General features: G+C 66.7%; 23 protein-coding genes. 7 read left to right on the forward strand and 16 right to left on the reverse strand.

The annotated features are described in order from the left end of the window. Positions 1-124 precede the first annotated feature (124 nt). From ACILR9_RS13685 to ACILR9_RS13695, 3 genes are all read left to right on the forward strand, one after another. A complete protein-coding gene (locus ACILR9_RS13685) occupies positions 125-892 on the forward strand; it encodes an HpcH/HpaI aldolase/citrate lyase family protein (RefSeq protein ID WP_395710483.1) in 768 nt (255 codons plus the stop codon). Positions 893-1,148: 256 nt separating this feature from the next. Next, the gene (locus ACILR9_RS13690; protein WP_395710484.1) at positions 1,149-1,466 is read left to right on the forward strand and encodes a hypothetical protein; all 318 of its coding nucleotides are present in this window, start codon (positions 1,149-1,151) and stop codon (positions 1,464-1,466) included. A 110-nt stretch (positions 1,467-1,576) separates the two neighbouring features. After that, on the forward strand, positions 1,577-3,331 hold the full coding sequence (locus tag ACILR9_RS13695) for a tetratricopeptide repeat protein (RefSeq protein ID WP_395710485.1): 1,755 nt from the start codon (positions 1,577-1,579) through the stop codon (positions 3,329-3,331). On the opposite strand, the gene ACILR9_RS13700 is transcribed toward ACILR9_RS13695, so the two are convergent. The 8 genes from ACILR9_RS13700 to ACILR9_RS13735 all read right to left on the reverse strand — a co-directional run bounded on the left by ACILR9_RS13700 (position 3,305) and on the right by ACILR9_RS13735 (position 12,042). Then, positions 3,305-4,063 (reverse strand): SDR family NAD(P)-dependent oxidoreductase, encoded by a 759-nt coding sequence (locus tag ACILR9_RS13700; protein WP_395710486.1) that lies wholly within the window; start codon positions 4,061-4,063, stop codon positions 3,305-3,307. The two genes, ACILR9_RS13695 and ACILR9_RS13700, sit on opposite strands and share 27 nt — an antisense overlap. Before the next feature lie 8 nt (positions 4,064-4,071). After that, on the reverse strand, positions 4,072-5,571 hold the full coding sequence (purF, locus tag ACILR9_RS13705) for an amidophosphoribosyltransferase (RefSeq protein WP_395710487.1): 1,500 nt from the start codon (positions 5,569-5,571) through the stop codon (positions 4,072-4,074). A 10-nt stretch (positions 5,572-5,581) separates the two neighbouring features. Then, positions 5,582-6,169 carry a CvpA family protein gene (locus ACILR9_RS13710; protein WP_395710488.1) on the reverse strand — a complete coding sequence of 196 codons (588 nt, stop codon included), beginning with the start codon at positions 6,167-6,169 and terminating at the stop codon, positions 5,582-5,584. Positions 6,170-6,190: 21 nt separating this feature from the next. Beyond that, entirely contained in the window at positions 6,191-7,627 is a 1,437-nt protein-coding gene (gene radA / locus ACILR9_RS13715) for a DNA repair protein RadA (protein WP_395710489.1), read from the reverse strand. Between the two features lie 190 nt (positions 7,628-7,817). Beyond that, positions 7,818-8,594 carry an ABC transporter ATP-binding protein gene (locus ACILR9_RS13720; RefSeq protein WP_395710490.1) on the reverse strand — a complete coding sequence of 259 codons (777 nt, stop codon included), beginning with the start codon at positions 8,592-8,594 and terminating at the stop codon, positions 7,818-7,820. Beyond that, positions 8,591-9,370, reverse strand: a complete 780-nt coding sequence (locus ACILR9_RS13725; RefSeq protein ID WP_395710491.1) for an MlaE family ABC transporter permease — start codon at positions 9,368-9,370, stop codon at positions 8,591-8,593. The genes ACILR9_RS13720 and ACILR9_RS13725 overlap by 4 nt, the downstream gene beginning before the upstream one ends. After that, positions 9,367-10,509, reverse strand: coding sequence for an alanine racemase (gene alr / locus ACILR9_RS13730; protein ID WP_395710492.1), 1,143 nt, complete (start codon positions 10,507-10,509; stop codon positions 9,367-9,369). Before alr ends, ACILR9_RS13725 begins: the two co-directional genes overlap by 4 nt. Positions 10,510-10,518: 9 nt before the next feature. After that, complete coding sequence (locus ACILR9_RS13735) at positions 10,519-12,042, reverse strand: replicative DNA helicase (protein WP_395710493.1); 1,524 nt, start codon at positions 12,040-12,042, stop codon at positions 10,519-10,521. A 752-nt stretch (positions 12,043-12,794) separates the two neighbouring features. Here ACILR9_RS13735 and ACILR9_RS13740 point away from each other — a divergent pair. From ACILR9_RS13740 to nhaD, 3 genes are all read left to right on the forward strand, one after another. After that, a complete protein-coding gene (locus tag ACILR9_RS13740; protein WP_395710494.1) occupies positions 12,795-13,004 on the forward strand; it encodes a hypothetical protein in 210 nt (69 codons plus the stop codon). A 164-nt stretch (positions 13,005-13,168) separates the two neighbouring features. After that, positions 13,169-13,411: a hypothetical protein gene (locus ACILR9_RS13745; RefSeq protein WP_395710495.1), complete on the forward strand. Its 243-nt coding sequence runs from the start codon at positions 13,169-13,171 to the stop codon at positions 13,409-13,411. A 104-nt stretch (positions 13,412-13,515) separates the two neighbouring features. After that, positions 13,516-14,910, forward strand: a complete 1,395-nt coding sequence (nhaD, locus tag ACILR9_RS13750; protein ID WP_395710496.1) for a sodium:proton antiporter NhaD — start codon at positions 13,516-13,518, stop codon at positions 14,908-14,910. A gap of 384 nt (positions 14,911-15,294) precedes the next feature. On the opposite strand, the gene ACILR9_RS13755 is transcribed toward nhaD, so the two are convergent. Together ACILR9_RS13755 and ACILR9_RS13760 are read right to left on the reverse strand one after the other, a co-directional pair. Beyond that, positions 15,295-15,924 (reverse strand): response regulator transcription factor, encoded by a 630-nt coding sequence (locus ACILR9_RS13755; RefSeq protein WP_395710497.1) that lies wholly within the window; start codon positions 15,922-15,924, stop codon positions 15,295-15,297. Next, positions 15,914-17,593: an ATP-binding protein gene (locus tag ACILR9_RS13760; protein WP_395710498.1), complete on the reverse strand. Its 1,680-nt coding sequence runs from the start codon at positions 17,591-17,593 to the stop codon at positions 15,914-15,916. Before ACILR9_RS13760 ends, ACILR9_RS13755 begins: the two co-directional genes overlap by 11 nt. Before the next feature lie 242 nt (positions 17,594-17,835). Between ACILR9_RS13760 and ACILR9_RS13765 the strand changes: the two genes are divergently transcribed. Further along, positions 17,836-18,414 (forward strand): DUF3124 domain-containing protein, encoded by a 579-nt coding sequence (locus ACILR9_RS13765; RefSeq protein WP_395710499.1) that lies wholly within the window; start codon positions 17,836-17,838, stop codon positions 18,412-18,414. Positions 18,415-18,581: 167 nt separating this feature from the next. Here ACILR9_RS13765 and ACILR9_RS13770 read toward each other — a convergent pair whose 3' ends face one another. The 6 genes from ACILR9_RS13770 to ACILR9_RS13795 all read right to left on the reverse strand — a co-directional run. Next, complete coding sequence (locus tag ACILR9_RS13770) at positions 18,582-18,665, reverse strand: hypothetical protein (RefSeq protein WP_395710508.1); 84 nt, start codon at positions 18,663-18,665, stop codon at positions 18,582-18,584. Between the two features lie 96 nt (positions 18,666-18,761). Then, positions 18,762-20,282: an ABC transporter ATP-binding protein gene (locus tag ACILR9_RS13775; RefSeq protein WP_395710500.1), complete on the reverse strand. Its 1,521-nt coding sequence runs from the start codon at positions 20,280-20,282 to the stop codon at positions 18,762-18,764. A 192-nt stretch (positions 20,283-20,474) separates the two neighbouring features. Then, positions 20,475-21,155, reverse strand: a complete 681-nt coding sequence (locus tag ACILR9_RS13780; protein WP_395710501.1) for a cysteine hydrolase family protein — start codon at positions 21,153-21,155, stop codon at positions 20,475-20,477. Positions 21,156-21,372: 217 nt separating this feature from the next. Beyond that, positions 21,373-22,299 carry an ABC transporter permease gene (locus ACILR9_RS13785; RefSeq protein WP_395710502.1) on the reverse strand — a complete coding sequence of 309 codons (927 nt, stop codon included), beginning with the start codon at positions 22,297-22,299 and terminating at the stop codon, positions 21,373-21,375. A 2-nt stretch (positions 22,300-22,301) separates the two neighbouring features. Continuing rightward, positions 22,302-23,339, reverse strand: a complete 1,038-nt coding sequence (locus ACILR9_RS13790) for an ABC transporter permease (protein WP_395710503.1) — start codon at positions 23,337-23,339, stop codon at positions 22,302-22,304. 29 nt (positions 23,340-23,368) lie between these two features. After that, the coding region (locus ACILR9_RS13795; protein ID WP_395710504.1) for a BMP family ABC transporter substrate-binding protein at positions 23,369-23,851 on the reverse strand (483 nt) is incomplete at its 5' end.

Below are 23,851 nucleotides of genomic sequence, written 5' to 3' on the forward strand. Positions count from 1 at the left end.
ACCCTGGTCGGCCTAAAGCCCGATCGCCCATGCCACCCTGGCGGCCCTTGATTCGACCGGCTGTTTGCGTTTGATAGCAATCAACCCGATCGTGGGATCGAGAACGAAAACTGGAGGTACGGCCGTGCGACCGAACAAGATCAAGCAGATGTGGCGTGACGGGAAGTGCGTGACCCTGGGCTGGCTGTCGGTATCGCACGGCTTTACCGCAGAGGTCATGGCCCGCCAGGGCTTCGATGCCTTGTGCGTCGATCTGCAGCATGGCACCGCTGAAATGAAAGACGTCGCGCCGATGCTGCAGGCGATCTCGCAGACCGACACGGTTCCAGTCGTACGCGTCGCCTGGAACGAGCCGGCGGCCATCATGAAGGCCTTGGACCTCGGTGCCTACGGCATCATCGTGCCTCTGGTGAATACCGCTGCGGAAGCTGCAATGGCCGTCGCTGCCTGCCGCTATCCGCCCGTCGGCATGCGTTCGAACGGGCCGGTGCGCGCCGTGCACTACGGCGGTGGAGACTATGTGGCGAATGCCAACGGCGAGATCGTCGTGATGGCCATGATCGAGACGAAGGAAGGCCTCGCCAACCTCGATGCCATCTGCGCAACGCCCGGCCTCGACGCGGTCTACATCGGGCCGGCCGACCTGTCTTTCGCCCTGGGACTCGCCCCTCGGGGCGACAACCCGGATCCGCTCCACATCGCCACGTGCGACAAGATCCTGGCGGCGGCGCACAAGGCCGGCATCAAGTGCGTCATGCACTGCGCCAGTGCGGCATTTGCTGCGGGCGCGGTGAAGCGGGGGTTCGACATGGTGATGTTGACGTCCGACCTGTCGTGCATGATCGCCGGCGCAAGGATGCAGCTCGACGAACTCAAGGCCAAGACGGCCTGAGGAGGGCGCATCGTCCGCTGCCGCCTGGAGCATGGTCGCCTCAGGCGGGAGGCGGTACCGTGAGAGCGTCCCGCAGGGCCGCTTCTCCGTCATCCTGAGTAGATCCCCTCAGGGGCATCCAGTCGGTCGTCCTGGCTGCCCCGATGTCGCCGGCAGCGGCTCGTCAAGCCTGTGCATGCACGCATATCTGGAGTCCGCTCCTCCTATCTTGCACGGTGCCGATCGCGATGATCGTATTGAGGGAGAGGAGGGTCCCATGCCCCGCTCCCTCAGCCTTCCCGAGGAGATCGAGCTGCGCCGCGTCGCGCACGGATCCGTCATGATCGACCCACTGATCGTGGCGAGGCTGCGCGCTGTAGCCCTGGTCGAGGAGGGGCCGGGCGGGCTGCGGCTGACACCGCTCGGTCGCCGGCGCGTCGATGCGCTTCCCCAGGCGCCTCTGCTGAAACCCCAGGGCGCGGTTCCCGCGATCTCCAGCGTCATCGCGAGCCTCCTCGAAAGGGCCGACAGGCGCACGCGAAAGAACGGCGCCATCTCGAGGTCCGCATCGGCGGGAGGATCGCCGCACGCCTGATCCCGGAAAGGCCGCGACAAGGAGGCTGCGCAGCGCGCACGAGGGCACCGATGGCAAGCGATGCAGCTCCGAGCGGAGCTTCTCGAGGCGAAGACGAGCCGAGGGCCGCGGTGCCGCCGGCCAGGACGCCACGATCGGCCTTTGCAATCATGGAGATGCTGTCGAAGTGGCTGGAGCAGATCCGCAAGGTGACCGTCTCGCTGGCGGTCGTCGTGGCCGTCGGCATCGTAGCCGTTCTGGTGTTGCGCGAGGTCTCCAAGGAGGGAATGATCGTCGAGCCGGTGGTCGTGCAGCTGCCCGATCTCAGGACGGCGCCGACGCCCGATCTCGCCGCGGAGCAGATCGCGGCCTCGCTCAATCTCATCCAGAGCGCCGGCGTCGCCGAATGGCAGCGGCTCTATGTCGATCAGTCGACCAATCCGATCGACCTCCAGGTGCCGGGAGCACCGCTTACCTTGCGCGCCAGCATCCGCGAGGTTGCCGCCCTGTTCGGCTTCGCCCGGCCAACCATCCGGGCCTCGCTTGCCGTGCGCCGCGAGCCGCCGGGCTTCGTGGGATCGGTCGGCCTGGTCGGCGAGCCGGGGGCGCGGGCAACCTGCGAGGCGGCCAACATTCCCTCGGGCGTGGACGAAGTCCTGGAATGCCTCGCCCTCGGCGTGATGACGCTGCGTGATCCCAAGGTCGCGGCGCTCTACGTCTTTCGCGCCGAGGAGAAGGCCTGCAACGGTCTCGACACGGCACAGTCACTCGGTCCCTCGGACGTGGGTCGCGAGGAACGGCGCATCCGCAATCGCCGCGAGCGCTGCGCCTTCGAGCGGACACAGGCGCTGATTGCCCGCACGCTCGAGAGCGGGCGAGCGGCTGACCTGCCGTGGGTGCCGTATGTCTTCGGCCTGGTCCATCTCGCGCGCGCGGCGGCGCTGGCCGGGATCGACCGTGCGCAACAGCTCGGCGAGCTCGACCAGGCGATCGGCCGGTTCAACGACACGCTGGGCCGCATGCCGAGCTCGCCGACTGCGCTCGCCATCCTGATCGACGCCTACATCCGCAAGGGCGTGTCGATTCACGACACCACGCCCGGCATGGCGTGGACGGACGATCGCGCCTCGCCCTTGCAATGGCAGCTCTACCTCGCCGAATCGACGTTCGCCCAGGCGGTGGAGAAGCTCAGCGAGATGCCGCAGCGCCGCGACCGAGCCCTCGATGCCCTGGTTCGTCGCCTCGAGGGCCATCTGATCTACCGGCAATGGCTGCTGGTTGCGCATCGCCGCACGCAACTGCCTTTGGTCACCGTGGCGATCGGTCAGCCTGGCGAGCTCGAGATGCTGAGCGATGCGGCCAACCGCTACGCCACCGCGGCCGCCAACGGGCCGCCATCGGCCAGCCTGTTCATCGAATGGGGCGACGTGCTGCGCGCCAAGGGCGAGTTCGACGGTGCCGTCGAGAAATATCTGCGCGCCGCCGACCTCAGCCCGGGCGATGCGGCGCCGCGCCTCAGCATCGCCGTAGCCTATCTCGATCGCGTCGGCCATGGTCCCGAGCCGGCCGTGCCGATCCATCTCCTGGTCGCTCTCGGCGCCTCGTCGAGCTACCTGTCGTGGGCGTCCAACGGCAGTCCCGATCCGATCTTCATCGGCCGGGTCGTGCGCGCGCTCGACCGCTCGGGCGACAGAACGGAGGGCGCGGCGTTCAAGTCCTGCCTGGAGGGAGCGCTCGACTCGGCAGGCACGCCGGACGACCCTGATGTGGAACGCTGGAAGGTGGCGGCGGCGCTCAAGCTGTGCATCGACAGGGCGATCGAGCAGATCAACAGCCGCGTCGGCGCCGCGCCACGCGACTCAGTGGCGCCGGCCCGGGTCCGTTGACCCTGCAGGCGCTGCGTCGCCCGCCACGCATTGGCCGTTCATCGTGCAGCTGGGAAGCGCCAGCCGGATCAGCGCTTCGGCGTGGGCTTCGGGCGGCGTTTGCTCGGCTTCGTCCTCGCCGGGATAGGCCTGGCTGCGCATCGTCGTGCGCATCGGGCCGGGATCGAACAGGTTGACCCGCACTGCCGTGTGCGCGACCTCGGCGGCATAGATGCCCGCCAGCGTGTCGAGCGCGGCCTTGCTGGCGGCGTAGGCGCCCCAGTAGGGCACCGCGCGGCGCCCGACGTCGGACGTCACGAAGATGGCGCGCCCGGCGTCGGAGCGGCGCAGCAACGGATCGAGCGAACGGATCAGGCGCCAGTTCGCGGTCAGGTTGACGGCGATCACCTGGTCGAAGATCTGCGGCTCGATATGGCCGAGCGGCGACAGGGTGCCCAGGATGCCGGCATTGCCCAGCAGCACGTCGAGATGGCCGAAACGCTCATAGACCGCAGCGCCCAGGCGATCGATGCCCGGCCCGTCGGTGACGTCGAGCGGCACCAGCGTCGCCGAGCCGCCGATCGCCTTGATCCTGTCGTCCAGCGCCTCGAGGCCGCCGACGGTGCGCGCCACCACGATGCAGTGCGCGCCTTCGCGCGCGTAAGACAGCGCCGCCGCGGCGCCGAGACCGCGCGAGGCGCCCGTCACCAGGGCAATGCGTCCGGCCAGACGGCCGGCACCGGCTGTAGACATGCGCCGGCTCAGACCGATTCTTCGACGAGCAGCGAAAGCTGGCGATCCTCGACGCCCAGCACGTCGTCGAGCGCGATCGGGTAGTCGCCGGTGAAGCAGGCGTCGCAGAAGGTCGGGTTGGCGGGGTCGCGTCCCGGCAGGCCCATCGCCTTGTAGAGGCCGTCGATCGACAGGAAGGCCAGCGAATCGACGCCGATGAACTTCGCCATGCCGGCAACGTCGTAGCGCGAGGCCAGGAGCTTCTGGCGTTCCGGCGTGTCGATGCCGTAGAAGCACGGGTTGGTGGTCGGCGGCGCGGCGATGCGCATGTGCACCTCGCGGGCGCCGGCATTGCGCACCATCTCGACGATCTTCATCGACGTCGTGCCGCGCACGATCGAATCGTCGACCAGGATCACGCGCTTGCCCTCGATGTGGGCGCGGTTGGCGTTGTGCTTCAGGCGCACGCCGAGATGGCGGATGTGGTCGGCCGGCTCGATGAAGGTGCGCCCGACATAGTGATTGCGGATGATGCCGAGCTCGAACGGCAGGCCGGACTCGCGGGCATAGCCGATCGCTGCCGGCACGCCCGAATCGGGAACCGGCACCACCACGTCGGCCGGCACCGGGCTCTCCTTGGCGAGCTGCATGCCGATGCGCTTGCGCGCGTCGTAGACGCCGATCCCCTCGACCCGCGAATCAGGCCGGGCAAAATAGATATGCTCGAACACGCAGAAGCGCTTCTTCTCCTTGGTGAACGGCTTGATCGAGCGCACGCCGGTGCCGTCGACGATGACGATCTCGCCCGGCTCGACGTCGCGCACGAAGCGCGCGCCGAGAATATCGAGGGCGCAGCTCTCCGAGGTCAGGATCCAAGCATCCTCGAGCCGGCCGATCACCAGCGGGCGCACGCCCATCGGGTCGCGCACGCCGAGCAGGGCTTCGTTGGTGAGCAGCAGCAGGGAGTAGGCGCCCTTGACCCGGCCGAGCGCGTCGATCAGCCGGTCCACCACGGTCGAGTAATTCGAGCGGGCGATCAGGTGGTTGATGACCTCGGTGTCGGTGGTCGACTGGAACAGGCAGCCTATCCGCACCAGCTCCTTGCGCAGCAGGTAGGCGTTGGTGAGGTTGCCGTTGTGGGCCAGCGCCAAGCCGCCGAAATCGAAATCGGCGAAGATCGGCTGGATGTTGCGGTCCGAGGAGCCGCCGGTCGTGGCATAGCGGTTGTGGCCGATCGCCGAGTAGCCCTTGAGCTTGGCGATGGTCGACTGGTCGCCGAAGATGTCGCCGACCAGGCCGGCGGCGCGGTGATTGTGGAAATGCCGGCCGTCGAAGGTGACGATGCCCGACGCCTCCTGGCCGCGATGCTGCAGGGCATGCAGGCCGAGCGCGGTGTGGGCGGCGGCATCGGACGTCCCGAAAATGCCGAATAACGCACACTCCTCGTGAAACTTGTCGAGGTCGTGGTCTAGGCGTTGGGGGACACTGGACACGGCGGGGTTATAGCTGGTGTCCACCGCCTGCGCCATCAAGGATAAGTCACTGCGGCTTAGCGTCCTGTTCCTTGGGCTCCGCACCGGTGGGCGCCGCCGGGGACGGCGGGGACACCAGGCCTTCGCCGCGCCCCTGCAGGCGGGTCCGGAAACCGGGCGGCAGGTAAGGCTCGATGAAACCCGCCATCTCCTTGATCATCGGGAAGGTGGCGCCGGCCTCGACAGCGGGCGGCAGCTGGCGCGGCCCGAGGTAGCTGTAGAACAGGTAGGCCGCGCCGAGGGCGACCCAGGCGCACAGCACGCCGAAGCCGGCGCCCAGGATGCGGTCAGGCCTGCCCAGCGGGCTGGCCCGGACGGCGCGTGACAGGGCGTTGGTGGCCATGACCAGCACGATGAGCCCGGCGACGAACACCACCAGCATGGAGATGAAGTAGGCGAGCTCGGTGCTGCCGACGAGCTTCTCGACCTCCGGCTGCACCAGCTTGGCGTAGTTCAGCGCGACCCAGCCGGCGGCGATCCAGGAGGCGATGAACAGGATGGAGTGGGCGAAGCCGCTCGACATGCCGACCAGGGCGCCGAACACGGCGACGGCGGCGACCGCGACGTCGAAAACAGTGATCCCTAGCTGCTCCATCGTCTCCACACGCTCCGAGGCCTAGTTGCGCCGCCGATCCGCCAAGCCTTCGCGCTCCGGTCGCCTCTGGCGCCGGTCGGCCGGTTGGAAACGCGCCACAAGGTCCGATAGATGGTCGATTTCGTCAATGGTGATGCCCTCCGGCGCGCGCGGCGTCGATCCGCTGCCGGCCCGCGCGCGCGGCACCAGGGCGCTGCGGAAGCCGAGCTTGGCGGCTTCGCGCAGCCGCGCCTCGCGCTGGCCGACCGGCCGCACCTCGCCGCCCAGGCCGATCTCGCCGAACACCACCATGTCGGCCGGCACCGGCTCGTCGGCGAGCGAGGAGACGACCGACGCGGCGACCGCCAGGTCGGCGGCCGGCTCGCTGATCCGCAGCCCCCCTGCAACGTTGAGGTAGACGTCGTTGGCCCCGACAGCCGCGGCGCAGCGCGCTTCGAGGACGGCCAGCACCATGGCCAGCCGGTTGGAATCCCAGCCGACCACGGCGTGGCGCGGCGTGCCGAACGAGGAGGGGGCGACCAGCGCCTGGATCTCGACCAGCAGCGGACGCGTGCCCTCGATGCCGGCGAAGACGCAGGCGCCGGAGACCTGGCCGCGCCGCTCGCCGAGGAACAGGGCCGACGGGTTGGCGACGTCGGCGAGGCCGCGATCGGACATCTCGAACACGCCGATCTCGTCGGTCGGGCCGAAGCGGTTCTTGACCGTGCGCAGGATGCGGAACTGGTGGCCGCGCTCGCCCTCGAAATAGAGCACCGTGTCGACCATGTGCTCGAGCACGCGCGGGCCGGCGATGGCGCCGTCCTTGGTGACGTGGCCGACCAGCAGGATGGCGATGCCGCGGCGCTTGGCGAGCTCGACCAGGGCCTGCGCCGAGGCACGCACCTGGGTGACGGTTCCGGGCGTGCTTTCGACCGTGTCGAGCCACATGGTCTGGATCGAATCGATCACCGCGACCCTGGGGGCGTCCGGCCGTTCGAGCGAGGCGATGATATCGCGCACCGAGGTGGCGGCGGTGAGATGCACCGGGGCATCGCTCACGCCCAGCCGCTCGCCGCGCAGCCGGACCTGGTCGAGCGCCTCTTCGCCCGAGATGTAGGCGCAGGCGGTGTGCTGGCGCGCCAGGGCGGCCGCGACCTGGAGCAGCAGGGTCGACTTGCCGATGCCCGGATCGCCGCCGATCAGCAGCGCCGAGCCGACCACCAGGCCGCCGCCGCACACCCGGTCGAACTCGGCGATGCCGCTGCGATAGCGCGCCGGCTGCGGCGTCGATCCCTTGAGGGTGGCGAACTCGAGCAGGCGGCCCCTATGACGCCCCGGGCCGCCGCCGGCCGGCCCGGGCGCGGCCGCCGTTTCCTCGACGATGGTGTTCCATTCGCCGCACGATTCGCAGCGGCCGCTCCACTTGCTGGTGATGGCGCCGCACGACTGGCAGGCGAAGCGCTTGAGCGGGCGGGCCATCAGAGCCGGTCCTGCGCGATGGTCATCCTCCTCGCCAGCTTTGCTGGAGAGGTGTCGGCGTCTTCGCCGACGGAGGGGGCATCATGGGCAGCGGGACTGAGGCTCATGACCCCTCCGGCGCCGTGTGACGGCGACACCTCCCCAGCGAAGCTGGGGAGGAGCATGAGAGGAGCGGCCCGCTGCGCCACCCTCACAGCTTCCGGACCTGCATCTGGATCGGGCCCTCGGCGCGGCCGTGGATGAACTGGTCGACGCGCGGGTCGCCCGAGCGGTCGATCTCGCCGACCGGGCCCTGCCAGATCAGCCGGCCCTCGTGCAGCATGCCGATCCGATGGCCGATCTTGCGGGCCGACGCCATGTCGTGGGTGATCGAGACGGCGGTCGCGCCGAGATCGCTCACGCATTTCACGATCAGGTCGTTGATCACGTCGGCCATGATCGGATCGAGCCCGGTGGTCGGCTCGTCGAAGAAGATGATGTCGGGCTCGCGTGCGATGGCGCGCGCCAGCGCCACGCGCTTCTGCATGCCGCCGCTCAGCTCGGACGGGTAGAGCTCGCCGATGTCGGGTCCCAGGCCGACCGCGCCCAGCTTGGCCATCGCCACGTCGCGCGCCTTGTGCGGCGCCATGCCGTCGCTCTGGATCGGGCCGAAGGCGACATTTTCCCAGACACGCAGCGAGTCGAACAGCGCGCCGCCCTGGAACAGCATGCCGAACTTGCGCATGACCCGTTCGCGTTCGTGATTGACCAGTCGGGTGGTCTCTTCGTCGTCGACATGGATCGAGCCGGAATCGGGCTGCATCAGGCCGAGGATGCATTTGATCAGCACCGACTTGCCGGTGCCCGATCCGCCGATCACGACGAATGATTCGCGCGGCGCGACCGCAAGCTCGATGCCCTGCAGCACCTTCTTCGTGCCGAACGACTTGGTGATGCCGCGCAGCAGGATTTTAGCCGGGCCGGTCACAGCGCGAAGAACGCTTCGGTGATGAAGTAGTTGAAGGTCAGGATCAGGATCGACGCCGAGACCACCGCGTTCGTCGTCGCCATGCCGACACCCTGTGCCCCGCCGCGCGACGTGTAGCCGTGGTAGCAGCCCATCAGGGTGATCAGGAAGCCGAACACCGCGGCCTTCACCAGGCCGGAGAGCACGTCCTGGAACTCGAGGAACTCGATCGTGTTGCGCAGGTAGGCGACGTCGTTGAAGTCGAGCTTGTAGACGCCGACCAGGAAGCCGCCGAGCACGCCGATGATGTCGGCGATCAGCACCAGGATCGGCAGGGTGATGATGCCGGCGATCAGGCGCGGCACCACGAGATAGCGGAACGGGTCGGTCGACAGGGTCGTGAGCGCATCGATCTGCTCGGTGACCCGCATGGTGCCGATCTCGGCCGCCATGGCGGCGCCGACGCGGCCGGCCACCATGAGGCCAGCCAGCACGGGCCCGAGCTCGCGCGTCAGCGACACCACGACCACGTTGGGGATGGCGCTTTCGGCCGAGAAGCGGGCGAACCCGGTGTAGCTCTGCAACGCCAGCACCATGCCGGTGAAGATCGCCGTCAGGCCGACCACGGGCAGCGAGTAGTAGCCGATCTCCATGACCTGCCGCAGGATCTGCTGGCGGTACCAGGGCGGGCGCAGGCCTTGCCGCACGGCGTGGAAGGCGAAAGCGGTGACCGCGCCGGCCGCCGCCAGGAAGGCCAGCGTCATGCGCCCGAGCTGGGTCACGATCGGCAGGGTCACGAGGCGGTCTCCGGGCGATCGACGTAGAGGCGCGCATAGCGCCGGCCGAGGGCGGTCATCACTTCATAGGCGTTGGTGCGCGCATGGTCGGCGAGATCCTCCGCCGTCACGTGGCGGCCCAGCACCTCGACGGTGGCGCCGAGCTGGCATTCGTTCTCGGGGATGTCCGTCACGTCGATCGTCACCAGGTCCATCGAGATGCGCCCGATCACCGGCACGCGATGTCCGGCAAGATAGACGTGCGTTCGATGAATAAGCGTGCGGAAGTAGCCGTCGGCATAGCCAATTGCAATCGTGGCGATGCGGCTTGGCCGGGCCGACCGCCACGCGCCACCGTATCCAACCGTCTGAAAAGCGTCAATTCGGCGGGTCTGCAGGATGCGCGCATGCAGCGACACGACCGGCAGCATGGGATTGGCCTGGCCGGGCAGCGGGTTGATGCCGTAGAGCGCGGCCCCCGGCCGCAGCAGGTCGAAATGGTAGTCCGGACCGAGGAAGATGCCGGAGGAGTTGGCCAGCGAGGCCGGCGCGCCCGGCATGGTGCGCATGAAGTTGCGGAAACGCGACAGCTGCTCGCCATTGACCGGATTGGCCTGCTCCTCCGAGGCCACCAGATGGCTCATCAGCAGGGCCAGCCGCAGCCCGCGCAGGCGGCCGCGCTCGTTGGCCAGGACCTGCGCTTCGTCGGGCGAGAAGCCCAGGCGATGCATGCCGGTGTCGATGTGGATGATCGCATCGAGCGGCCGGTTGAAGCGCTGCGCGGCGGCGCGCCAGGCATTGAGCTGGCCGAGGTGATTGAGCGCCGGCGTCAGGCGATGCTCGACGAAGTCGCCATCGGTGCCGGGCAGCAGGCCGTTGAGAACGCAGATCGGGTGATCCGGCACCACGGCGCGCAACGCGATGCCCTCGTCGAGATGGGCGACGAAGAACTGCCGGCAGCCTTCTGCCGTCAGGCGCGGCCCGACCATGGCGGCGCCGGTGCCGTAGGCGTCGGCCTTCAGCACGGCGGCGCAATCGATCGGCCGGCCGTCGGCTCGGCCGGCGTCGCGCAGGCCGCGCCAGTTGGCGGCGATCGCGCCAAGGTCGATCGTCAGGATCGCGCCGGCCCGCCGCGCCGGGTCGTCGTCTCGGGCAGCCATTCTCCGCGCCTAGAACGCCGGCCCGAGCGGCCGCTCCTCGTCGGCCGGCAGATTGTCGAACTTGGTGATCGAGCCCTCGAAGGCCAGCCGCACGATGCCGGTCGGCCCGTGACGCTGCTTGGCGACGATCACCTCGGCCTTGCCGTAGGTCTGCTCGCAGCGCTGCTTCCAGGCATCGTGGCGCTCGTTGAAGCGCTGGTCGCTCTCCTCGGCCCGGCGCGTCGGCTCGGAGCGAGTCAGATAATACTCCTCGCGATAGACGAACATGACGACGTCGGCGTCCTGCTCGATCGAGCCGGACTCGCGCAGGTCGGCGAGCTGGGGCCGCTTGTCCTCGCGCTGCTCGACGGCGCGGCTGAGCTGCGACAGGGCCAGCACTGGCACGTCGAGCTCCTTGGCCAGGGTCTTCAGCCCGCGGGTGATCTCGGAGATCTCCTGGACGCGGTTCTCCTGGCGCGAGCGGCCCGACGGGTTGAGGAGCTGCAGGTAATCGACGACCAGCAGGCCGAGACCACGCGTCCGCTTCAGCCGTCGGGCGCGCGTGCGCAAGGCGGCAATCGTCAGGGCAGGGGTGTCGTCGATGAAGAGGTTGAGATGCTCGAGCTGCTGGCTGACGGCGAGGACCTTGTCGAAATCGCTGCTGATCAGCTCGCCCTTGCGGATCTTCTCGGAGGAGATCTCGGCCTGCTCGGAGAGAATGCGGTTGGCGAGCTGCTCGGCCGACATCTCGAGCGAGAAGAAGCCGACCACCGCGCCGTCGACCGCCACCGGCCTGCCGTCCGGCCCATGCTCCTCGCGGTAGGCCTTGACGGCGTTGAACGCCATGTTGGTGGCGAGCGCGGTCTTTCCCATCGACGGCCGGCCGGCCAGGATGATGAGATCCGACTTGTGCAGACCGCCCAGCAGCTGGTCGAGCTGGAACAGCCCCGTCGCCACGCCGGTGAGCTGCCCGGCGCGGCTGTAGGCCGCCTCGGCCGCCACCATGGCCTCGGTCAGCGCGGTCCGGAACGGCTTGAAGCCGCCGTCGGTCTGGCCGGCGCTCGCCAGGTCGTAGAGCTTCTTTTCCGCGACCTCGATCTGCTCCAGCGCCGTTGCGTCGAGCGTCGGCTTGAAGGCGCCGTTGACGACGTCCTCGCCGAGCGTGATCAACTGACGCAGCAGGAAGAGGTCGTGGACCATGCGGCCGAAATCGCCGGCATCGATCACGTGGACCGATGCCGCGGCGAGACCGGCCAGGTAGGCAGCTCCACCGGCCTCCTTCATGGTCTCGTCGCTCTCGACATAGGTCTTGAGCGTGACCGCGCTCACGATCTGGCCGCGCTCGATCAGGCGCGCCAGGGAATCGAACAGCTTGCCGTGCAGCGGATCGGCGAAGTGCTCGCCCTTGAGGAACTCGGCGACCCGATGGTAGGCGGCGTTGTTCACGAGGATCGCGCCAAGCAGCGCCTGCTCGGCTTCGAAATTGTGCGGGGGCTCGCGCAGCCGGATGTCTTCGGTACCGGGAAGGCGCGTGACGTTCGATGACTTGTTCATGGGCTCCATGGCAGAGCCTTTGTTAGAGACGAGAGGGGCCGTTCACCACCGCTAAGGTGGCGTGGGGACAGAATAGCCTGAAAGCCGTGCACAACCCCAGCCCGATCCTTCACCGTCGCGGCGGAGCTGGGACGAAGCGCTCCCGTCTTCGCGGCGAGTTGTCTTTGAGAGAAACCTCTAGGTAACCGGCAAAGGCGCTCCTCCTTTCGACAAAAAGAACAACCCTGCATTTTTGCGTTCGTTGCGTTCGGTGCGTTCGGACCCTTTTGAATCAAGGGGTTGGCCGACCGCAACCGGCCCATCGACGGAGACCGTTGCGGTCGGCGATGAGTTTTTGCGGTCGGTCCATGCAAGGCGCGAGGACAGGCGCGGCGCCGTTGGCTCGCTGCCTGCCAATTCGGGATGAAGGATTGGAGCGCTCCAGTCGAGCGTTCAGCGGGATCGCGTGAGGGTCGCCGGAAGATTGGGGCCAGGCTGGCCGTTCGACGCCGATCGCACCGCCTCCACGATCTGATGGAGGACAGTTGGCTGATCCGGCACGCCTGATACGCGTGCGCGATAATGGACATCGGCAAGGGGCGCCCCTCTGTGGGCTACGGCCACCATAGGCACGGATAGCCGATTGGCAACCGCCCCCGGCCCTGATCGGGTCCGCCGGGCTGTTCTGTCCCGCCCAATTGGCGGGCGCTCCGTATGGTCTCTGGTCGGCTCGAGCGCTTGCGTGCCCGGATTCGAAAACCTATCTTGCCGACATGTCCGAGCTGATGCTTGAAATTCTCAGGACGATTAGCCGCGACGTTGCCGACATCAAGGCGACACAGTCCGAGCATACGCGTCGACTCGGTCGCATCGAGCAGGCGCTCGCGCAGCGCGGCGTCGACGACGCGGACGCTGGGGTGCGTTTCGACAGACTGGTCGAGCGTGTCGAGCAGATCGAACGTCGGTTGGAGCTGCGCGACTAGCGTTGTGAGCGACCCGAGCTCTGCCAATCAGCCGAACGACCTCACCCTCGCCCGACAGCTCGCGCGCCAGCACGGCGCGCTGCACGTTGCCGCCCGACAGGGCCTTGATCGGCGCGTCGGGGCCGGGCGTCTTCACGCGATAGGCCTCGATCAGGCGGCGCGCCATGTCGCGCATCGGCAGGCGCCGCAGGCGCACGCCGTCGGGCGAGGCGGGCGGCTGGTCGAACGAGCGCAGCGCCATGTTCTCGGCCACCGACATCTCGGCGACGCAGGCGTTGCGCAGCGGCTCCTCGGGCAGGCAGGCGATCTTGTGGCGCACCATCTCGATCGGATTCTTACAGGGATGCGTTCTCGATCATTCGGTCAGTGTTCCTAGGTACTTTCTGCCAATAGTCGCTGGGAAGTAATACTCATTACATGTTCTTCCTTCCCGGCACACAATCGAGCGCCGCGCTGGCGGCGCGGACGAGAGCGGTCGCTCGCCATGTTTTGCCGGGGTGCAGGAAGCTAGATGGTTCAATTTGGACGGCTGTGGCTGTTGGCCGCCCTGACACTGGTTCCCTTGACTTTCCTGCCGGCGCCTCTCCATGCCCTGGAGACGGCCGCGCGCATCGACCTGACGCGACATCCGGTCGGCTATCTGGCGCTCTTGATCTTCTTTGTCGCCTACGGATTCGTCGCCGTCGAGGAAGTCATTCAGCTGCGCAAGTCGAAGCCTGTCATGCTGGCTGCGGGCCTCATCTGGGCACTGCTCGGCATCGTCTATGCCGCAAATGGGCAGAGTGCCGCGCTCGAGGCTGAGGCCAAGCATGTGATTCTCGAATATGGCGAGCTGATGCTGTTCCTCGTGGTGGCGATCACGTACGTGAACACGATGCAGGAGCGGCGCGTCTTTGCCGCGCTGAGGGCCAAGCTCATCAGCAACAGGCTCTCCTATCGGCAGCTCTTTTGGCTGGTCGGTGGGCTTGCGTTTGTCTTCGGCCCCATCATCGACAATCTGACGACGGCTCTCGTCATGGGCGCCGTGGTGGTGGCCATCGGGGTCGGCAGCTACCAGTTCATCGTCATGGGCTGCATCATCATCGTGGTGGCCGCCAATGCCGGCGGCGTCATCTCGCCGTTCGGCGACATCACCTCGCTGATGGTCTGGCAGAAAGGCAAGCTCGAGTTCCTGGAGTTCTTCCATCTCTTCCTGCCGGCGTTGGTGAACTTCGTCGTGCCGGCAACGCTCATGCATTTGGGCGTACCGCGAGGAAAGCCGGAACCAGCGAGCGAAACCAGGAGGCTCAAGCCCGGTGCGCTGGGCGTGATCGGGCTGTTCGCAGTCACCATCGCGACCGCGGTGTCGTTCAAGAGCTTTTTCAGCCTGCCGCCCGCTCTCGGGATGATGCTGGGGCTCGGATATCTTCAGATGTACGCCTACATCCTCCAGCGGATCGGGCGACGCCGCGACGACCGAGACATGGCGTTCGATTCGTTCCGGGAGATCAGGCGTCTGGAGTGGGACACGCTACTGTTCTTCTTCGGCGTCATCTTCGCCGTCGCCGGGCTTGGCGTCGCAGGCTATCTCGCTCAGTTGTCCGACTACCTCTATGGCGGCGTGGGGCCTACCGTCGCCAACATCGCGATCGGCGTGTTGGGCGCCGCGTTCGACAACATCCCGCTGATGTTCGCGGTGCTGACCATGAACCCGGATATGTCGAGCGGCCAGTGGATGCTCGTCACCTTGAGCACGGGCGTTGGCGGTAGTCTGGTGTCCATTGGCACGGCGGCGGGCGTGGCGCTGATGGGACTGGTGCGCAACCATTACACGTTTATCAATCATCTTCGATGGGCCTGGGCCATCGGGTTGGGCTACGTCGCGAGCATCCTTACCCATCTGTGGGTTAACGCCGCACTCATGTAGCGTAGCCGGTCGGCCTGGTGTCTCGATCAGCGCCGCGCCCGTTCCGCCGCGGAGGGATGGAGCATTGTCGGGCGCTTCGAAAGACAGCGGGACGCGGACTAGCATCTTGCCAAGAGGGTGACTCGTCTGAAGCACTTGCCGGGCAAGAAGACACTTCGTAGACATCAGGGCACCGAATGCGAGAATCGGTGTGTGCGCTCTGTGGCTGCCGACGCCCATGACGCTGCCAGGCTGATCGGGCCGTCGTGCCAGACGATGCGGGGTGGGGCGAGGCCGATGGAGCGATAGGCCATTCGACGGACGCCACTGGCGATGCTTGGCGGGAATCGGAGCCTGGATGCGAGAGTACGTCCGCTGTCGCAGCCTCGAAATTGCGATGATTGCCTAGAATCTGGTAGGTGGATTCCGCGCCTGCAAACTCGTGCTCATGCGGGCGAGGTGCGATACCGTCCGCGCTCCCATCTTTTTGAGCACGGCCGCGCGATGATGCTCTGCTGTCCGGGTGCTGATCCCAAGCTTGGTGGCTAGCAGCTTTGTGGGCATCCCTTCTGCAAGAAGCGCCATCACCTCCTGTTCGCGAGGCGTCAGCGAGCCATAGCTTTCCTCGATCGCTGCGTAGGTTGCTTCCTCTACCGCCATCTGGCTGACACGCTGCAGCGCTTCTTCCAGCGTTTGGAGAAGCTCTGCGGGCTCAAACGGCTTCTCCAGGAAGTGAAGGGCGCCGGCCCGCATGGCCTTGACCGCCAGTGGCACATCGCCATGGCCGGTAATCATGACCACGACCGGACGGATCGGCCCTGCTTGCAGCTGATGTACCAGCTCAAGCCCGCTCATCCCCGGCAGGCGCACATCGACCAGCAGGCAAATTGGCCTGCTCAGCTTTACGTCCGAAAGGAACTCCTCGGCCGACGCATAGGTGCGCCCTTCTAGGCCGGCCGTATGCAGCAGGACCTTGAGAGCCTCGCAGACATCGGCCTCGTCGTCGATCACATAGACGACGCCTTTATTTCCCATGCGTGCTCTCTGGACTCAAAGGAAGCTCGATGGTGAACCGTGCGCCGCCATCCTGTCTCAAGGTCTCCCACGCGATCGTGCCTCCATGCGCGCCAACCAACTCGCGAGAGAGTGCCAATCCGAGCCCCATGCCGGCCTGTTTGGTTGTAACGAACGGTTCGAACAGGTGCTTGGCCACCGCTTCGGACACGCCAGGGCCGTTGTCCTCGATTTCGATGCGCACACCCTTGTCCAGGGCAGTCACACGAACCATGACCGATCCTGGTGCGCGGGTGGATTCCGCCGCGGCGTCGATGGCGTTGTCGATTACGTTGATGAGGGCCTGCTCGAGTTGAAGGGCGTCCACGGTAACGGGCGGTACGGAAGCTGCATCGAGACGCACTGATACGCCGTGCGCTCTTGCGTCATCCTCGGCCAGCGCCACCACCTTCCGCGTCACGGCGCCAAGATCGGTCGGCGCCGCCATAAGCGTGCCGCGCGATACGAAATCCCGCAGTCGTTCGAGGATGTCCTTCGCCCGCCGAAGCTGACCGGTCGCCTTTTCAAGCGCGTCCGCGATGGGCTCGGGCTCCTCTGGCTTGCCGGCTAGCAGCTGTCGCCCGACGTGAAGGTACATAGCGACGTTCGACAGCGGCTGGCTGATCTGATGCGCCAACGAAACACCCATCGCGCCGGCGGTCGCGTGCCTTGCCATGCGGGCGACCTCCGCATGCTGCTCACGCAAGAGTTCATCCGATCGCCGGCGCTCGTCGACGACAGCACCGAGCAACAGCCCGTTGAAGGCGAGTGCCAGCACGAGGAACTGGTAGCTCATGAAGGTGCTCGCCGGATAACCGCCCCAGCTGATGAAGGCCAGCAGCAACAGATGGACAAGGCAAACGGCGGCAGCCGCTCCCGCGAACCCGGTGCGCATCGCGATCCAGCTCACTGGGAGGAACAACAGATAGAAGAAATGGTAGTCGTTGGCTCCTTCGACGGAGAAGATCAGCCATAGCGCAATCAAGACGCCGGCCAGAAAGATGCCCGAGTCGATCAGTAGTGCCCCGGGTTTGGTATCAAGCAGACGTCGCATCGACCCGAAGGCGGCCATGGCGACGGGCAGAACTATGATGATGCCGACAGTGTCCCCGACCCAAAGATACGGCACCGCCTTCCAGTAGTGGCTCGCTGGAAGGTCGCCAAACAACACGAGAAGGCCGCAATAGACGGAAGCGATCGCGAATGTCCCAGCGGGCACCGTGACAAGCAGCCCGATGACGTTCCGCAGGTCGGTGCGCATCATCGAGAAGCCCAGGCCTCGCGTCAGGGCCATGGCGACAACCGCGTAGCCGAGCGCCACAACCATGCTCGTTGCAATCGTGGAAGCGAGCCCCTTCGCCGCTCCATACACGAACAGATCGACAAGCAACGCCGCCACGAACAGCACCGGCGCATAGGCTACGCCTTTGATCAACAACAGGCCCAAGCTCAGCGCTTTGGCTGGATTCCACAATGTGATCCCGAGAGACTCGAGCTCATGAACCCGCGTGAGCCATTCGAGTCCAAGGTAGGCGACCGTGAAGGCGCCGCTGATCAGGGCGTACTGGGCTGGCGCCAGCTCGTGCAACCAGCCGGCATTCCTTCTCAATGCCGCAATCCCGGCAGCGAATCTGCCGATCGCCTCAGCCAATGGCTCTCCTCCTTCGCCAAGCCGGTGATGCTTTCCGTGCGAGGATGCGCCGGCTATTGGATCACCCGCAAGGCCATAGGTGTCACGCGGAGGAGTCGAGTAGGTATTACTACCTATCCAACTGCTGGAATCGAGGCAAATTGGAAAGTCGATGCTTCAGTAGACAATAAACCACTGGCAAGAGCACGAGTCGCGATGGTAGTTTCGCGCGCCATCGTCGCGAACGTTGGCATGCCAGGTCCATGATTACCCTTGCCCCCGCTTCGGGCATGGATCTGACTCTCTGTCGTCGTCTTGGCCCGCTCCTTGAGCGGGCCTCTTTTTCGGTAGGTCATATGAATGTGATCGGTTACAGCCTCCTGTCGCTGTGCTTTTTCCTGCCTCTTGCAGGCACCAGTGTCGCTGGGGAATTGCCGTCACTCACGCGGGGCCAGACTGTCTACATCCTCGTCTATTCCGAGGTGCTTCATGGCAACGCCAGTGCCGATGGGAAGCCAGACAGATGGCTGTTGTCAGCGATGCTTTCTGTCCGAAACACAGACCCCAAGAGCTCACTGACACTTCGCTCGATCCGCTACCATGATGGCAATGGCGAGCTTATTCGCGAGTATCCGGCGGGAAAGACGCTGGGTCCATTGGCTACTGCGGAGGTCTTTGTGGAGCACAAAGACAAGAGTGGAGGCAGCGGCGCGAATTTTCTTGTTGCTTGGGATGCGGTAAGGCCAATCAATGCTCCGATTATTGAAACAGTCCATACCAATTTTTTCGGTACAAGAGCACTGGTCTTCACAAGTTCGGGTCAACCGCTTCATATTGAATGACCGCAGAGAGCGTCGTCGTGAGATTTATCCAAGCTATCGCGAATAGTGGCGTTGATGCCAACGGCTCAGCGCTGTCGGCTACGTCGACCTCGGCCCCCTTCCTCTGACGCCGAAAAGACTGCTCAAGCAGAAAATGATGCTGCCGTTCAGCAGCATCAACCCAAGCATCAGGCTAGGATCAGAACCGATTTCGCGGCCAGAAGCGACAGATCGAGAGACAGGCCGACGGAGACAAAGAACAGTCCGAGCAACAGTCCCTTGAACGGCTCGACCGTCTTCTCGACTTCCTTGCGGTATTCGGTTTCTCTCGGATTTCCGCTCCGAATCGGCGGAGCCGAGAAGGAGGCTCAATGCCCCGCCATGGCGCGGCCGATGGCGCCGACGTCGGCCCGGGCGGCATCGGTCTGCAGGGCGAGCTTGCCGTCGAACATGACGACGATGCGATCGGAAAGCTGAAGGACCTCGTCGAGGTCCTCGCTGACCAGCAGGATGGCAGCCCCGCGGTTGCGCGCCTGCACGATGCGGGTGCGGATCTCGGCGGCAGCCGCGAAATCGAGACCGAAGCAGGGGTTGGCGACGATCATCAGGTCGCCCTCGCTCGACAGCTCGCGCGCCAGCACGGCGCGCTGCACGTTGCCGCCCGACAGGGCCTTGATCGGCGCGTCGGGGCCGGGCGTCTTCACGCGATTGTCGCGCATCGGCAGGCGCCGCAGGCGCACGCCGTCGGGCGAGGCGGGCGGCTGGTCGAACGAGCGCAGCGCCATGTTCTCGGCCACCGACATCTCGGCGACGCAGGCGTTGCGCAGCGGCTCCTCGGGCAGGCAGGCGATCTTGTGGCGCACCATCTCGGACCGGGTTGCCGTGTAGGGCTCGCCATGCACCAGCATGCGGCCGGCCTGGGCATGGCGCTGGCCGGCCAGCGTCTCGACCAGCTCGCGCTGGCCATTGCCCGAGACGCCGGCCACGCCGACGATCTCGCCGGCTCGGACGTCGAGGGCCAGATCCTCGATTGCGAGCTGGCCGACATGGTCGGCGACGCTCAGGCCCTCGAGGCGCAGCACCGGCTTGCCGGGCGGCCGTGCTTCGCGCTCGACGACGACGCGGTTCTCGCGGCGGCCGACCATCATCTCGGCCATCATGTCGTTGTCCAGTTCCGCGGTCGGCCTGGTGGCGACCAGCTGGCCGCGCCGCAGCACCGTCACGGTGTCGCAGAAGGCGTTCACCTCCCGGAACTTGTGGGTGATGGTGACGATCGTGATCTCGCCGTCCCGCGTGAGCTTCTTCAGGGTCGACAGCACCTCGTCGGCTTCGTCGGGCGTCAGCACCGAGGTCGGCTCGTCGAGGATCAGCAGGTTCCGCTTGAGATAGAGCTGGCGCAGGATCTCCGCCTTCTGCTTCTGGCCCGCGGCCAGATCGGCGACCGGCGTGTCGAGCGGCACGGCAAACGGCGTTGTCGAGAAGTAGTCGGCGAGCAGGCGCCGCTCGGTGGGCCAGTCGATCACCGGCGGCAGCTTGCCGCGCGACAGCACGAAATTCTCCAGCACGGTCATGTTCGGCACCAGCGTGAAGTGCTGGTAGACCATGCCCAGGCCCATCTCATGCGCCTGCCTGGGATGGCTGATCTCGACCTCGCGGCCATTGAGCAGGATCTGGCCCTCGTCGGCGGCGTAGTAGCCCATGGCGCACTTGACGAGCGTGCTCTTGCCGGCGCCGTTCTCGCCCAGCAGCGCATGGAAGGCGCCGGCATTCACCTTCACCGACACGTTGTCGAGCGCGGCCAGGGCGCCGAAGCGCTTGGAGAAGCCGACCAGCTCGAGCGACGGTGCGCCGTGGTGCTCGGGAAAGTGCAGGGCGCCGATCACGCTCATGCGGCGCCCCTCTCATTCTCCTCCCCAAGCGGAGCTTGGGGAGGTGTCCGCGTAATCGCGGACGGAGGGGTCATGAGCCTCAGTCTCAAGCCTCTCTCATGACTCATGACCCCTCCGTCGCCGAAGACGGCGACACCTCCCCAGCGAAGCTGGGGAGGAGAAGGGTCATCGCTCCGGCACATTTGCATCCCCTCAGGCAATCGCCTCGATCACCGCCGTCGAGTCGGCCACGGCGCCGAACACGCCGCCCTGCATCTCGACCATCTTGAGCGCCGCCAGGTGGTTGCCCTTGTCGGTGGCGCCGGTGCAGTCGTGCAGGATCAGGCATTCGAAGCCGCGGTCGTTGGCCTCGCGCATGGTGGTGTGCACGCAGACGTCGGTGGTGATGCCGGTGAGCACGAGGTTGGCAATGCCGCGCGTGCGCAGCATCAGCTCGAGGTCGGTGGCGCAGAACGAGCCCTTGCCCGGCTTGTCGATCACCGGTTCGCCGGGGGCAGGAGCAAGCTCGGGAATGATCTCCCACCCTGGCTCGCCGCGCACCAGGATACGGCCGCACGGGCCCGGATCGCCGATGCCGGCGCCGATCTGCTGCGAGCGCCAGCGCTTGTTGGCCGGCAGGTCGGCGAGATCGGGGCGATGGCCTTCGCGCGTATGGAAAACATGCCAGCCGGCCTTGCGCACGGCGGCGAGCAGTCGCTTGATCGGCTCGATCGGCGCGCGGGTAAGCGACAGGTCGTAGCCCATCTTGTCGACATAGCCGCCGACGCCGCAGAAATCGGTCTGCATGTCGATGACGATCAGGGCGGAATTCTCCGGCCGCAGATCGCCGTTCCACGGCCAGGCATAGGGATGCGATTTGACGAACTTGGTCACGGCAGTCTCCTCGCGGCACAGGGCATTTGCATCCTCATTCTCCTCCCCAGCGAAGCTTGGGAGGTGTCGCCGACCTCGGCGACGGAGGAGTCATGAGCCCCAGTCCCGCTGCCCATGACCCCTCCGCCCCGTATGACGGGGCACCTCCCCAGCGATGAGCGCGTTCGCTTCGCGAGCCGCGCGAGAGCTGGGGAGGAGAATGAAGGGGCGCCGGGGATCACTTGACGGCGCCGAGCTCGCCCGGCGCGCCACGCAGGCTGCGTGCCGGCGAGCAAGTGGCGATCATCAGGGCGAGCGTAAGCACATAGGGGGCGGCGCTGAACAGGTAGTAGCCCTCGGTCACGCCGATCGACTGCAGGGCCGGGCTGATGGCGCCGGCGGCGCCGAACAGCAGGGACGCCCACAGGCAGCGGATCGGATCCCAGCGGGCGAAGATGACCAGCGCCACGGCCATCAGGCCCTGGCCGCTCGACAGGCCCTCGTTCCAGCTGCCCGGATAGTAGAGCGACAGGAAGGCGCCGCCGACGCCGGCGAAGGCGCCGCCGATCGAGGTCGCGATCAGCCGCACCCGGCCGACCGAGGCGCCGATGGCGAGTGCCGCGTCGACGCTCTCGCCGGCCAGGCGGACGATCAGGCCCCAGCGCGTGTTGCGCAGCGCCCAGGCCAGGGCGAAGGCGAGCACGACACCGAGGATGAACAGGTAGTTGACCTGCAGCGCCTGGCGCACCTGCGGGATATCGCTCCACCAGCCGAAGTCGATGGCGCCGAGATTGGGCGCCTTGGGCTGGATGAAGGGCTTGCCGAGAAAGAAGGCGAGGCCGGTGGCGAACAGCATCAGGCCGATGCCGGTGGCGATGTCGTTGACTCGCGGCAGTTGGCAGATCGCGGCGTGGAGCGCGCCCAGCAGCAGGCCGACGCCGGCCGCCACCAGCACGCCGAGCCATGGTGAATCGGTCCCGAGCGCCACGCCGTAGGCGCTCATGGCGCCCATCACCAGCGTGCCCTCGAGCCCGAGATTGATGCGGCCAGAGCGCTCGGTGAGGCATTCGCCGATGCTCACGAACAGGAACGGGGTGCTGACGCGGATGGCGCCGGCCAGCATGGCCAGCGGCACGCCCCAGATGCCCAGCCCGCCGTCGGACATCGTCAGCTCTCCTGCCTGGGCGGCAGCAGCCGGCCATAGAGCGTCTCGCTGGCCAGGATGGCGACGAAGATGATGCCCTGCAGGACGACGACGGCGGCGTCAGGCAGATCGAGGCGCCGTTGCAGCAGACCGCCGCTGGCGCCGATGCCGCCCAGCAGGATCGCCACCGGGATGATCGCCAGCGGATGATGGCGGGCGAGGAAGGATACCAGGATGCCGGCATAGCCGTAGCCGACCGCGAGCGAGGCGTTGGCCTTGCCGAGCACGGCGGCGACCTCGACGGTGCCGGCGATGCCCGCCGCCGCGCCGCCGACGCCGCAGGCCAGCAGCACGTAACGGCCGACGTTCAGGCCCATCATGCGGGCGGTCTTGGCGTTGCCGCCGATCACCTCCATGGCGAAGCCCCAGGTCGTGAAGCGCAGGAAGGCGTAGACCAGCAGGCAGGCGATGATGCCGAACACCAGCCCCCAATGGACGTCCATGCCCGGGATAGTACCGATCATGTTGGCGTCGCCGATGGACGCGGTCGACGGCTTGTTGAGGCTTTGCGGATCGCGCAGCGGCCCCTCGACGAAGTGGTTCATCAAGGCGATCGCGATGTAGGTCAGCAGCAGGCTCGAGATCGTCTCGTTGACGCCGCGCCATTGGCGGAGCGCGCCGGCGAGGGCGACCCACAGTCCGCCCAACGCCATGCCGGCGGCGCTCATGCCGATCTGCACCACGAGGGGCGGCGCGCCGGCGAGCGCGACGCCCATGGCCGCGCCGGCCACGCCGCCCAGGACGACAGCGCCTTCATTGCCGATGATCACCAGGCCGAGCCTGGCCGGCAGCGCCGTGCACAGGGCGGTGAGGATCAACGGCGCCGCCCGGGTCAAGGTGTTCTGCCAGGAAAACCAGGTGCCGAAGGCGCCCTGGTACATCAGGGCGAAAGCCTCCAGCGGATCGACGCGCGCATAGATCGCCAGCAGCAGGCCGAACAGGAAGGCCGATGCCAGCAACGCCAGAATCGGCACGGCAATACGCTCGAGGGCCAGCCCCATGGCCGCGCGCTACTCCCGCCAGGGACGGCTTACGACGTCGAGCCGACGACGCCTTCGATCAGGTAGTTCATGCTTTCCAGCTTGGGCTCGGTCTGGCTGTAGGCGGTGCCGGCGGGGACCACCGTGTTGCCCTTGTTGTCCTTCAGGCCATCCTTGAAGATCGCGAAGTTGCCGCCCAGCATCTCGGCCTTCACGGCGTCGGCCTTGGTGCGCGCCTCGGCCGACACGGCCGGGCCGTAGGGCGAGGGACGGACGAACCCGGCCTTGAGGCCGCCGCGCACGAAGTTGCCCGGCGCCTGGCCCTTCTTCATCGCCTCGACGAAGTCGGTGTAGACCTTCTCCCAGTTCCACTCGGCGCCAGTCAGGTAGCCCTTGGGCGCCAGCTTGGACTGGTTGCAGTGATAGCCGCAGGTGAAGATGCCGGCGCGCTCGGCGGTCTCGATCACCACCTTGGGCGAATCGACGTGGCAGGTCACGACGTCGATGCCCTGGGCGATCATGCTGTTGGTCGC

The sequence above is a fragment of the Reyranella sp. genome (genome assembly GCF_044224635.1).
Taxonomy (GTDB): domain Bacteria; phylum Pseudomonadota; class Alphaproteobacteria; order Reyranellales; family Reyranellaceae; genus Reyranella.